We start from the raw sequence: 12,293 nt of genomic DNA, 5'->3' as shown, positions 1-12,293 counted from the left end.
TCGGGATCAGCTGGCAAGAGCGAGCAAGCGGGCTGATCAACAGGGAGATGACCAGCCCGGGGGACTCAGCGGTGCAGTTCGCCGGCGCGCTCCGGCTGATAGACCACTTCCAGAATTTCTACCTCGATGGTGCGACCGGCCGGGCCCGGCCAGGCGATGCTGTCGCCCACTTTCAGGCCGAGCAGGGCGCTGCCTACCGGCGCCAGTACAGAGATGTTGCTCTCGTCGCCCTTGGCATCGCGCGGGTAGACCAGGGTGAGGCAGAACTCGTTGCCGCTGCTCTGCATCTTGAAGCGTACCTTGCTGTTCATGGTGACCACGTCCGGCGGCATGTCGGCCGGTTCGCGGATCTCGGCGCGGTCCAGCTCCTCTTGCAGGGCCAGATGCTGCGGATGGTTGCCGAGCAGTTGTTCGATACGGTCCAGATCAAGGCTGGAGATAACCAGATGAGGTTGTTTCATAAGATATTCCTTATCAATAGCGGATAGGCCCATACCGGCGGGTGCAGGTTGGCCATCACGCAAAGTGTTACAAAAATGGATTCAACAGGTTCAATCGATTGAAAATGCCATGCCCCCAAGCGACTCGCGGCCGAAGGAGCGAGGCGGGGGCTCAGCAGGGTGTGAGCAAATGCGAGGAAATAGCGAGTATTTTCATGGGGCTACCATAACCATTCTGGCCGGCCTTGGCAACCGTGATTGAGTGACTACTCAGGAACCTGATAGTTGTACTGACGGATGATCCGCGCCAGTGTGCCATCATGGCGCATCTCGTCAATCACGGCTTGCCAGCGACGCCCTTCGGTGAAGGGAAAATCCTTGCTGGCCGCGATAAATAACTGGGTACGCATCAAGGATTCGCCTTTTACTATCTCATCGATGGAAAATCCGCCCGTCTGCTGGTTGTAGAGGATGACGTTCCAGGCTGCGACCCAGGCATCGATGCGTCCTCGTTGCAGTTTGAGGGCATTGAGGTCTTCGGTGGCGACGGTTTGGCTGGCGAGATTCAGCCTCTGCTTGAGCAGATACTGGCCGAAGGAGTGACGCAAGGTGCCCACCTTGAGTGAAGGAAGCGCGTTTATCATGAGCGGGGTGGTATGCTTGTGGCGATTGCTGACAATGAGGAACTCTTCATCAAGGATGGGGGAAACCCAGTAGTAGAGATGCTCCCGTTGAGAGCTGCGTACTGGCGGTATCAGCAGTACATCCTTGCGATGGGCGGTTTGGGTGAGGGCTCGGGCCAGCGGCATCAACTCGATGGTGAGCGGTTCTTTAAGGCGTCGCGCGGCCTCTTCCATGATCTCGATGGCGACACCGCTTGGTTTGCCGTGAGAGGAGCGAATGACGTAAGGGGGCAGCTCGGCCGCCACCAGCACAATAGCCTGGGCACCGGTGTGTACCAGCAACAACAGCAGTGCAAAAAAGGGCAGGCAGAGAGCGCGCATCAAGGTCGTGAGCCAGAGTCGAATATGCAGAGTGTAACATTCCTGCCTGCGTTGTCGTTGGGCTCGCTGAGGGGTTGGGATCTCAGTCGAAGAAATCGCGCAGATCGCGCACTTCGTAATCAGCGAGTTGCTGCCAGGGGAGCTGAGCAGGCAGCTTGCGCAGGGTCACCTCCATCCGGTAGCTGCGATAGCCGTCGAGACTGGCCGATTCGACCACCAGCGGGAGCTGCCACTGACTCGACCAGAGAATGCGGGTTCGTTGCTGCCCTTCGCGCTTCTCATACCAGCGGGCCTGCTCGGGGGCGGCCTCATCCAGCGGGGTCATCCCCTCGATCAGCGCCGGGTTGACGAGATGGCGGATCCGTGGCCAGTCGGGTTTGAAGGCCACCTGGCCATACTCTTCCACCGGCACCTCAACCAGCTGGTTGTGCCAGCTGTCGGCATAACGCAGTTGCAACTCACCTTCATCACTGCGACTGACCCAGCGGGCTGCCATCTGGTGGGTAAAGTGCTTGTGGCCGGGGGTGGCATCGTGAGTGGCGTGATAGGCACGGGCAAGGGGGAGGGGAATGAGCCGCTGGCTCCACACCTGATTGCCCACCCGCAGCCACTTCTCTTGCCAGACACTCTCTCTGGCGATGCCATCGCTGCCGGTGTTCCGGTCGTGATAGCTGATCCGGGCGGCGAGATCCGGGGGCGTGTCGTCAGCATGCAGGGGGAAGGCGAGGGTGCTGCCAAGCAGCCATAACGAAAGCAAAAGTCGCATCATCATCTGTCGCTCGAAAGAGCCGGGGCCCGGGCCGCTGAGTCCATTGCTCAGATGCACCCGGGCCCCTGCTGCTTACAGGCCGAGCGCCTCCCGCAGTTTGCCAAACACCTTGGTGTTATCCAGCGTGCCTTTGAAGCGGTTGCTGCCGGCGCCATCGGCAAACAGCATCACATCGCCGCCGCCGTGGGTTTCCGATGTCAGTTTGACGCCGGTCTCCTGCAGATAGTCATTGGCCATCACCTGATCGCTGGTGAGGACGGGACGCACATCGGGGCGGTTGGGGCCGTTACCGAACACCAGGGTGGTGAAGGGCTTGCCATCCACGTCGTTCTGGGTCGAGCCATCGCCATTTTTCACCAGATCCAGCACCGGATTGCCCTTGGCGGAGTAGCCGTTAATGGTCATGGTGTGGTCATGGTCGGCGGTGACCACGATCAGGGTATTGTTGAGATCCACTTTACCCAGCGCCGTCTTGACCGCCTCATCCAGAGCCACTGCGTCGGTGAGCGAGCGCTTGGCATTGGTGCCGTGCAGGGCGTGATCGATACGGCCACCCTCTACCATCAGGAAGTAACCCTGACTGTTCTTGCTCAGCAGGTCGATCGCCTTGGCGGTCATTTCGGAGAGGGACGGCTGGGTATTGGCAGCCCCCTTGGCGACCCGATCCAGCTCGTAGTCCAGGTGGGATTTGCTGCTGAACAGACCGAGCACCTTGCCGCTGGTGACCTTGGCCAGTTCACTTTGGGTGGTGACATAGCTGTATCCCTGCGCCTTCATCTCGGCGGTCAGGTCGCGGTTGTCATTGCGACCGCCCTTGTTGCTGGCGCTGTAGGGGGTCCAGTGGTTGGCACCACCGCCCATCAGCACATCGACCCCATCCCCCAGCGCCTGGTTGAAACCAGCGCCCCCCGGGACGGCCTGTGCGGCGATGTCATAGGCAGCATCCCGATGGCAGATGTGGGCGTAGGTGGCCGCCGGGGTGGCGTGGGTCAGCTCGGTGGTGGTGACGGCTCCGACCGATTTGCCTGCCGCCTTGGCCAGCTCCAGGATGGTGGGCACCGGCTTGCCGTTATCGCTGCTGCAATTGTTGACGGTTTTGTTGCCATTGACGTCTTTGCCGGGGGCGACGGCTTTGGTGTCACTGCTCATTGCGATCACCTCGTTGTTCATCTTGACCCCGGTGGTGTAGGCCGCCATGGAGGGGGCCGAGTCGGTGGTCTGGGCATCGTTGGAGAAGGTCTTGATGCGGGCACTGCGCGGCAGTTTCATCATCTCCAGATTGCCCTCTTCTCCCACCTTGAACAGGCGGGTGGCGGTGAGCACGGTGGGCCCCATGCCATCACCGATAAAGAGAATGACGTTTTTGGCATCAGCGGCCTGTGCCTGGGAGGTTGCGCCCAGCGCACTGAACAGGGCTGCGCAGACCAGCGTGTGCTTGATGGATGTGTTCATCTGTTTGCTCATGAAAGTGCTCCTTACAGCTTGGCCGCAGCCTTGATCTTGCCGAACACGGCGGTGTTATCGAGTGAGCCATGGAAGCTGTCAGCCCCCTTGCCGATGGCGCCGAGGAAGACATCGGTGCCGCCGTGGGTCTCGTTGCCGATCTCGCCTACCTTGACCACTACTTCCTGGTGGTAGTCATTGGCGGAGACGGTGGCATCGTCGAGCGGGGCGACGCTGCTGCGCGGGCCATCCACCCGGTTGTAGCCGTTGCCAAAACCTATGATGGTGTAGGGCATGCCCTCGCTATCCTTGCTTGGCTCGCCAGTCTCGTAGTTCTTCACCAGCCCGAGTACGCCGGGGTTGTCGGCAGTGGTCTTGCCGGTGCGCTTGGCATAGCCGTTGAGCACGAGCGTGTGGTCGTGGTCGGCGGTGACCACGATCAGGGTGTTTTTCAGCTCGGGGTCGCTCTTTTTCACCTCGTCGATGGCGGCCTTGATGGCGTTGTCGAAGGCGATGGTGTCTTGCAGCGCACGCTTGGCGTTGGTGTCGTGCAGTGCGTGGTCGATGCGGCCCCCTTCCACCATCAGGAAGTAACCCTTCTCCTTGCCCTTGAGCTGCTTGATGGCGGCCAGGGTCATCTGGGCCAGTGACGGCTCGCTGGCGGGGCGGTCCAGGTCATATTTCATATGGCTGGAACCAAACAGACCCAGCAGCGGCTTGCCCGCATCGGCCTTGTTCAGCTCATCCAGATTGCTGGCAAACTGGTAGCCCTTGGCCTGCATTTCGCTGATGAGGTTGCGGCCATCCTCCCGCTTGCCCTTGTCGGCTTTGGGCAGGAAGAAGCTGCTGCCGCCACCGAGCACCACATCCAGTCCCTCCTTGAGGGCGCTGTTGTAGCCTTTGCCGTCCGGTACCAGCTGGACGGCGATATCCGCTTCCAGATCCCGGTTGCAGATATGGGCATAGGTAGCCGCCGGGGTGGCGTGGGTCACCCGGGTACTGGTTACCACGCCGGTACCGCGGCCATCGGCTTTGGCCAGCTCCAGCAGGGTAGTCACCGGCTTGCCGGCGCTCTTGCTGCAGTCGCTCTCATAGGTGGCGTCGCCGTCCATGCTGATGACGCCGTTGTTGCTCTTGACCCCGGTCATGTAGGCCGCCATGGAGGGGGCCGAGTCAGTGACCTGGGCATCGTGGGAGAAGGTCTTGATAAAGGCCGTCTCTGGCAGGGTATCGATGGTGAGATCACCCTCTTCGCCGACACCGTAGATGCGGGCGGCCGTCAGGGTGTTGAGGCCCATGCCGTCACCGAGGAAGAAGATGACGTTGGTGGGTTGGGCTGCGGGCTTGGTCGCCACCGTGTCATTGTCTGATTTGCAGCCAGCAGCCAGGGCGGCGCCGATCATCACTGCAAGTCCTGCCATTTTTCTCATTGGGGTTCGCTCCTTGTAAAACCTGAGCGCAGCCTAGAGGGGGCAGATGACACTTTTACTGACTATCGGTGACGGTTGTGTGAAAAAGTGATAAAAATGTTACACTATATCAATATGTTATCTATCAATTGAGCCAGTTGGTCCGGTCGCTTCCGGCAAGGTTGCTCCGCCTCGGCGGTTTGCTGATTTGATGAGGTGATGGTTAGAATGACCTGTCAAAAGAGGCCCGCAGCAGGTAAAATGCGCCCCCTTCGTTCGATGCCCGCGGCAGAGCGCCTGTTGTTCCATGCGCGCGCCCGCAGCCCCCACAGAGAGTAACGGATATGTCCATCAACTGGTTCCCCGGTCACATGCACAAGGCCCGCAAAGAGATTGCCGAGGTCATGCCCCAGGTCGATGTGATCATCGAGATGCTCGATGCCCGCATCCCCTTCTCCAGCGAAAACCCGCTGGTGCCCGAGCTGCGTGGTGATACCCCGGTGATCAAGGTGCTGAACAAGGCGGACCTGGCCGATCCGGCGATCACCGATCTGTGGGTGGCGCACATGGAAAAAGAGAAGGGGATCAAGGCGCTGCCCCTGACCCAGCAGGAGCCCGAGAAGATCAAGCAACTGCTGACCCTCTGCCACGAGATGCTGCCGGAGCGCAATCTGGAGCTGCGCGGCGTGCGCGCCATGATCATGGGGATCCCCAACGTGGGCAAGTCCACTCTGATCAATACTCTGGCGGGGCGCATCATCGCCCGTACCGGCAACGAGGCGGGGGTGACCAAGTCCCAGCAGCGGATCAAGCTGGATAACAACGTTATCCTGACCGATACCCCGGGTTTTCTCTGGCCCAAGCTCAACCCGCCCTCCTGTGGTTATCGTCTGGCCATCACAGCAGCCATTAAAGACACTGTGTTCGACTATGCCGATATCGCCATGTTTGCCGCTGACTACTTCATCAAGGCCTATCCGGAGCGGATCAAGGCGCGCTACCAGATTGACGAGCTGCCCGAGACCGAGATCGAGCTGCTGGAGATGATCGCCCGCCAGCGAGCGTTTATGCGCAAAGGGGGGCTGGCCGACTTGCACAAGGCGTCCGAGATCCTGATTAACGAGTTCCGCTCCGGTTTGCTTGGCCGCATCTCGCTGGAGACGCCGGAGATGGTGAGCGTCGAGATTGTCGAAGCCGCCGCAGAAGCCGAGCAAAAAGCCAAAGAGAAGGCCGAGCGGGAAGAGGAGCGTCAGGCCCGCGCCCGTCGCAAGTACGCCCGCAAGCGTCAGAAATAGTTATCCTCAGGCGTCCCGAGCTTGCCTGACAACGAGCGAGCTTGTGTGACCCAGATGACGAAACATGAAGAGGCGGCCCCAGGGGTCGCCTCTTCTGTTTTATCTAGAGAAATCTCCTCCCACTCTGATGGCGTGTCCGCGCCATATAAAGCCATGCCATCAGCCAAAACGGTGGCGCGCCGTCTCAAACAGCGACATATGAAGCGGGATCAGCTGTCGCCAGTCGCGGCGATAGCCGCCACCGGGCACCGCCGCGATGGGTAACCCATGCTTGATTGCACAGTCAAATACCATGGCATCGCGCAGGCGAACCCCTTCATCGCTCAGGGAGAGATAGCCAAGCTCGTCGGCATGATGCACATCGACCCCCGCCTGATAGAGGATGAGATCTGGCGAATAGAGCCGCAGCGCCAGCGATAGTGCCTGTTGCAGTGTGGTGAGATAGGCATCGTCCGTCATGCCGCTTGGCAGTGGAAAGTCGAGGTGAGAGGCGGCTTTGTGATGGGGAAAGTTGTGCTCCTCATGGAGGGAGAGGGTGATGATATCGCGCCGTCCGGCGCACAGGGTCGCACTGCCATCTCCCTGATGCACATCGAGATCGATGATCAGCACCTGTTCACAATGCTTTTCGTCGAGGCAAGCCTGCGCCGCAATCACCAGATCGTTGAACAGGCAAAAACCGCTGCCGTGATCGCGATGGGCGTGGTGATAGCCGCCGGAGATCTGCAAGCCGCAGCCCTGCTCAAGTGCATAGCGGCTGGCAGCAATAGTGGCTCCGACTGAGCGCAAGGTGCGCTCCATCAGCATGGGTGACCAGGGAAAACCGATCTTGCGGATGGCGCGCTCTTCAAGCTGGCCGCTCAGGGCCGCCGCGACATAATCGGCATCGTGAATGCGACAGATTTGCTCCCGGGTGGCCGATGGCGCTTCGCCAAGGGGGTAACCCTGCACCTGCAGGCGCTCAAACAGCCCCTGATACTTGGCCAGCGGGAAGCGATGGCGCTCGGGTAGCGTCAGGGAGGAGTAGAGAGGGTGATAGAAAATGCGCAACGACATGGTGCCATTCTCCCTGGCAAGGTGGCGCTTTCTATATATGAAATCAGCAGATGAATCCATATATGTACTCCCTATATAAAGGGGAAGTGGCAGCGCATAAATCAAGACGCGTCGTGAGTAAGACCGCAAGATGTGGAAAAGGGGAGCTTGGCTCCCCTTTCAGTCAATATCCCAGCCCGGCTTATTGCTGCTGGATAACCCAGATCTGGAAGGCTTTGCGGGTTTCCGCATCGGCCTTGTTGTACCAGTTTTGCAACTGGGTCAGCGCTTCCGGATTGCTTTGAGCCTTGCTGGGGGCAACCTGAACCGGTGCGCTGGCGGCAGCCATCACGGCAGCAGAAGAGACGGCCACTGCTTTGGGCTGGTTGAAGGCTTTCCCCATGTTGATCAGCTCTTGCTGATAGTCACGGGTCAGCTGGAAGCCCTCTACTTTCGGCATCACGAACTGTTCGCTGCTCACTTGCTGACCACTGACCTTGTCTTTCAGCGCCACTTTTTGATCTTTGACAAACTGCTTGGCTTCGGCTTCGTTGCGGGGCTTTTTATAGTCCAGCACCAGCTGCTGATTGTCGGCGGCGGTGAAGTTCAGCACCAGCGGCTCGGCGGTCACCAGCTTGATTTCGTTACGGCTGGAGTAGTTGCCTTCAAAGGCGACGACCAACTGGTGTTTGCCGGCAGAGAGGGGGAAGGTGCTGGTTTTGTCGAGCAGCTTGGGGTTGATGGATTGACCATCGATCAGCTGGACGACATAAGGGGTGGTCACTTCCAATTGGGCATCAGCCAGAGCGCTACCGGCCCACAACAGACCAGCCAGCGCCGGTACCAGAACAGTCAGTTTCATTTCATCTCCTTGAACAGTCAGGCGATTGCCCACTGAAAACAGGGGCTCATTTTTACAGGTTTGGCCTACTGCGGCAATGGCTCTTTCTGGTGGTCGATGTTCGCGCTGCTGTCAGTTTGTTTATCAATAGCGACCGACTTATTTATTCGATCCGCCGTGTAAACGGGGGGAGGGCGTCGAGCAACCCCTTGCCATAACGTTTGGTCAGCAGGCGGCGGTCGAGAATGGTGACCCGTCCCCGATCAGCCTCTTTGCGGATGAGGCGGCCACAGGCCTGGATAAGCTTGCGCGATGCCTCCGGGACCGTCAGTTGCAGGAAGGGGTTGCCGCCTCGTTGCTCCACCCACTCGGCAGTAGCCTCCTCGACCGGCGAGTTGGGCACCGCAAAGGGGAGCTTGGTGATGACCAGATTGGTAAGGTAGTGACCCGGCAGATCCAGCCCCTCCGAGAAGCTGCCGGTACCAAACAGGATGCTGGCCTGACCGCCATCGCATTTTTGTTTGTGCAGGGTGAGCAGGGCATTGCGGGAGGCTTCCCCCTGCACCAGCAGTGACAGTCCCTTGGCTCGCAAGCCAACAGCCACCTCATTCATCTGGCGGTAGGAGGAGAAGAGCACCAGACTCGCCTCCTTGCCCGCAAGAATACGTGGTAGCACGCTGATGAGTTCGTTGGTAAAGGCCGGCGAGTTGGGTTCGTGCTCCATCTTGGGCAGATAGAGCTCGGCTTTCTGATAATCAAAGGGGGAGCGCAGGCGCAGATAGCGGGTACCGTCGTGCTCCTTGAGCCCCACCTGATGGCGAAAATAACTAAAGGAAGAGAGGGCGGTGAGGGTCGCAGAGACCAGAACGGCTCCCAGACATTTCGACCAGAGCCACTCCTCCAGCAGATAGCCTACCTCAATCGGTGAGGCGTGCAGCCAGATATCGCCGTCATCGCTCTTGGCCATCCAGCGGGCGAGCGGGGTTTTACCGGTCGGCACATGGCGCCCCAGCATCTCCCAGAGGGCGCAGAAACTCTCCAGCCGTTGCAGATGAAAACCGCTCTCTGCCAGCAGGGGTTCGGCCTCCTTGCGGCGGATCTCGCCATCTTTCAGCGCTTCACCTATGGCCCCTTGCATCCGATCCAGCGCTCGCAGCGCCTTCTTGCTCGACTCCTTGAGATTCTCCGCCAGCATGGGCAGGGGATCAGGCAATACCCCTTCGGCGAAGCGGTAGTGGGGTTCCGCGCCAAACAGCCGATCGTTGGCGCTGAGCCACTGCTCGACCGCCTTCAGGTCGGGCTGGATGGAGGCCAGCGCATCCTGCAGTTTGAGTTGGGGGTCGAGCAGGCTCTCCTTATTAAGAGTCCGCGCCAGCTTGCCTGCACTTTGTACCAGCTTCTCCAGCCAGCGACGTGAGCCTTTGACGCTGGCCGACGCCGCGCCGTGATCCCGGGCGATGGTGGGCAGGTGATGGGCCTCATCCAGCACATAGATGCACTCATCGGGGGGAGGCAGAATGATGCCACCGCCCATGGTGAGATCGGAGAGCAGTAGCGCATGGTTCACCACCAGCACATCGGCGCTTTCCATATCGTTGCGGGCGCGATGAAAGGGGCAGTGCTGGTGATGGCTCAGCGCCTTGTTGCAGGTGTGACGGTCGGCGGCGATGCGATCCCAGCAAGTGTCGGGAATGGGCTCCGGCCAGTTGTCCCGATCCCCGTCCCATTTGCCATTGGTGTAGGCCTGCCACATGGCCTGGTAGCGAGCTTTGTCGCTGTCAGATGGTTTGGTTTTGCTCAGACTGCCAAAGTCGAGCTCGAAGTTGGCCATCTCGGCGCCACTGGCTGCCTGTTCCAGCAGATGTTCGCAGCAGTAACGCTGACGCCCCTTGACCAGCATAAAACGAAACGGCAGCTCGCTGTGGCGATGGTAAAAAGGGAGGTCTTTGTGGATCAGCTGCTCTTGCAGGGCCACGGTGGCGGTGGAGATCACCAGCTTCTTCTGGGTGAGCCGCGCCACCGGGATGGCTCCTTGCGCATAAGAAAGAGATTTGCCGATACCGGTGCCCGCTTCGGCCACCAGAATACGGCGCTGTTTGTCGTACTCGCCGGTCAGGGTTTTTGCTATCTCAGCCACCAGAAAGTTCTGCTCTTTGCGCGGCACAAAACCGGGTAATCCATCCGAAATCTGGCGATAGGTTTGACGAATGGTGGTTTTAAGGCGAGTAGAGAGCATGAAGAGAAGGCCAGTTAGGGGTTAATCGAAAAACAAGGATACCCGCAACCCCTCGGTGAGGTCGAGGCAACAGCCATTATCACGGCAGTTTTACGCTGATCAGACCACTTTGGTTGTTTATCAGGTAGTTAGCGTCATTTGCATGCAAAATAGACTATTTGAGTCCAAATAATCAGCAGGATTCATTGTAAACGTTTTCCTTTTGCCTTGCCGTCAGGTGAGACTTGGCTCACATTTTTGCCTCCGTGACTATGGTTTGCGTAAAAAGTTCCAAGTTTTTTCATTGCGGTTCAAAAAATCCGGTGCTAGTCTCGGCGGCATAGTGATGCAAAGAACATCGCTAACACAGGGAATAACAACAACTTAGTGTTTAATTACAGTAGGCATTGGAAACTATGAAAAAGACAATTCTGGCTATTGCTATTCCGGCTCTGTTTGCATCCGCCGCTAACGCCGCAGTGATCTATGACAAAGACGGTACCACTTTCGACGTGTACGGCCGTGTACAGGCTAACTACTACGGCGAAGCTAACGACAAATCAGCAGAACTGGTTGGTGCAACCCGTCTGGGCTGGTCTGGTAAAGTAGCTCTGAACAACACTTGGTCTGCCATTGCTAAAACCGAGTGGCAAGTAGCTGCTGAAAACTCTGGTAGCAATACCAGCGACATCGATCCGCGTCACATCTATGCCGGTTTTGATGGTTCCCAGTACGGTAAAATCATCTTCGGTCAGACCGACACCGCTTTCTACGACGTACTCGAGCCGACCGATATTTTCAACGAGTGGGGCGATGCCGGTAACTTCTATGACGGTCGTCAAGAAGGTCAAATCATCTACTCCAACACCTTCGGTGGTTTCAAAGGTAAAGTTTCCTACCAAACCAACGATGACGTAGCGGTCAAGATCACTGACGTTGGTCAGAAGGTCAAAGAAGATGCCATCTTTGGTTCCGACGTTAAGCGTAAGAAAGCTTACGGCGTAGCTGCTGGTTATGACTTTGACTTCGGTCTGGGCTTCAATGCCGGTTATGCCTACTCTGACCTGCAAAACAAAGTTAATGGCCATACTGGTAAGAAAGACGAGTGGGCTGTGGGCGCGCACTACGCTATCAATGGTTTCTACTTCGCTGGTGTTTACACTGAAGGCGAAGTGAAGAACAAGAGCTTGGGCATGAAAGATGACGGCCGTGGTTACGAGCTGGCTGCTTCTTACAACGTAGACGCTTGGACCTTCCTGGCTGGCTACAACTTCAAAGAAGGCAAGGCTAACGCTCAAGCTGCCGGTTCTACTTACAAGGATCTGGTTGACGAGACCCTGCTGGGTGTTCAGTATGCCTTCACTCCGAAGCTGAAAGCTTACACCGAGTACAAGATCCAGGGCATCGACAAGCAAGACGACGAGTGGACTGTTGCTCTGCAGTACAACTTCTAATAAGTTGCACATGAGTAATATCCAGGCTTGAGTCTTTGACCAAGCTACGAATGGCCGAGATGATATCTCGGCCATTTTCTTTTTTGGCGACTACGTACTGGCGCCATGATGAATCGCCGGATTGCTGTGTTACGTGATATTTGGCAAACCATCTGTCTCGATTAATCTCTCCTGCTTCCTGCTTCCTGCTTCCTGCTTCCTGCTTCCTGCTTCCTGCTTCCTGCTTCCTGCTTCCTGCTTATCTCTTTGATGGGAGGCACTTGTTTTCTTTTGCCTCGTACAGCCTTGCTCGCAGCAGCTTGGTTTGACCGTGAGTATCTGGCAGCCCTTGCAAGGGTCGGTGCTATTTGCGCGGATTGCGTGGATATTGAGGAGGCATACTTGCTGG

10 protein-coding genes are annotated in these 12,293 nt (G+C 58.0%); 2 read left to right on the top strand and 8 right to left on the bottom strand.

Going from position 1 to position 12,293, the window contains the following annotated elements:
* Positions 1–65: 65 nt before the first annotated feature.
* The 5 genes from rnk to ACTG2G_RS22220 all read right to left on the bottom strand — a co-directional run bounded on the left by rnk (position 66) and on the right by ACTG2G_RS22220 (position 5,086).
* Positions 66–461, bottom strand: a complete 396-nt coding sequence (gene rnk / locus ACTG2G_RS22240) for a nucleoside diphosphate kinase regulator (RefSeq protein ID WP_005334070.1) — start codon at positions 459–461, stop codon at positions 66–68.
* 245 nt (positions 462–706) lie between these two features.
* Entirely contained in the window at positions 707–1,444 is a 738-nt protein-coding gene (locus tag ACTG2G_RS22235) for a substrate-binding periplasmic protein (protein ID WP_421386006.1), read from the bottom strand.
* Between the two features lie 82 nt (positions 1,445–1,526).
* Entirely contained in the window at positions 1,527–2,213 is a 687-nt protein-coding gene (locus ACTG2G_RS22230; protein WP_107685200.1) for a hypothetical protein, read from the bottom strand.
* Positions 2,214–2,285: 72 nt separating this feature from the next.
* Complete coding sequence (locus tag ACTG2G_RS22225; RefSeq protein WP_421386005.1) at positions 2,286–3,677, bottom strand: alkaline phosphatase; 1,392 nt, start codon at positions 3,675–3,677, stop codon at positions 2,286–2,288.
* An 11-nt stretch (positions 3,678–3,688) separates the two neighbouring features.
* Complete coding sequence (locus ACTG2G_RS22220) at positions 3,689–5,086, bottom strand: alkaline phosphatase (RefSeq protein WP_421386004.1); 1,398 nt, start codon at positions 5,084–5,086, stop codon at positions 3,689–3,691.
* Positions 5,087–5,409: 323 nt separating this feature from the next.
* On the opposite strand from ACTG2G_RS22220, the gene ylqF reads away from it, so the two are divergent.
* Positions 5,410–6,360, top strand: a complete 951-nt coding sequence (gene ylqF, locus ACTG2G_RS22215; protein WP_199428690.1) for a ribosome biogenesis GTPase YlqF — start codon at positions 5,410–5,412, stop codon at positions 6,358–6,360.
* A 159-nt stretch (positions 6,361–6,519) separates the two neighbouring features.
* Here the strand turns inward: ylqF and ACTG2G_RS22210 are convergent, their stop codons facing one another.
* From ACTG2G_RS22210 to dinG, 3 genes are all read right to left on the bottom strand, one after another.
* A complete protein-coding gene (locus ACTG2G_RS22210) occupies positions 6,520–7,416 on the bottom strand; it encodes a histone deacetylase family protein (protein WP_421386003.1) in 897 nt (298 codons plus the stop codon).
* A gap of 181 nt (positions 7,417–7,597) precedes the next feature.
* Positions 7,598–8,257, bottom strand: coding sequence for a YccT family protein (locus tag ACTG2G_RS22205; protein WP_042655856.1), 660 nt, complete (start codon positions 8,255–8,257; stop codon positions 7,598–7,600).
* 142 nt (positions 8,258–8,399) lie between these two features.
* Positions 8,400–10,472, bottom strand: coding sequence for an ATP-dependent DNA helicase DinG (gene dinG / locus ACTG2G_RS22200; RefSeq protein ID WP_421386002.1), 2,073 nt, complete (start codon positions 10,470–10,472; stop codon positions 8,400–8,402).
* 395 nt (positions 10,473–10,867) lie between these two features.
* Here dinG and ACTG2G_RS22195 point away from each other — a divergent pair, with 395 nt between their 5' ends.
* On the top strand, positions 10,868–11,905 hold the full coding sequence (locus ACTG2G_RS22195; protein WP_421386001.1) for a porin: 1,038 nt from the start codon (positions 10,868–10,870) through the stop codon (positions 11,903–11,905).
* The last annotated feature ends 388 nt before the right edge of the window (positions 11,906–12,293 follow it).

Source organism: Aeromonas sp. 55A (assembly GCF_051919665.1).
Lineage (GTDB): Bacteria > Pseudomonadota > Gammaproteobacteria > Enterobacterales > Aeromonadaceae > Aeromonas > Aeromonas veronii.
This window is presented reverse-complemented; position numbering and strand designations above follow the sequence as displayed.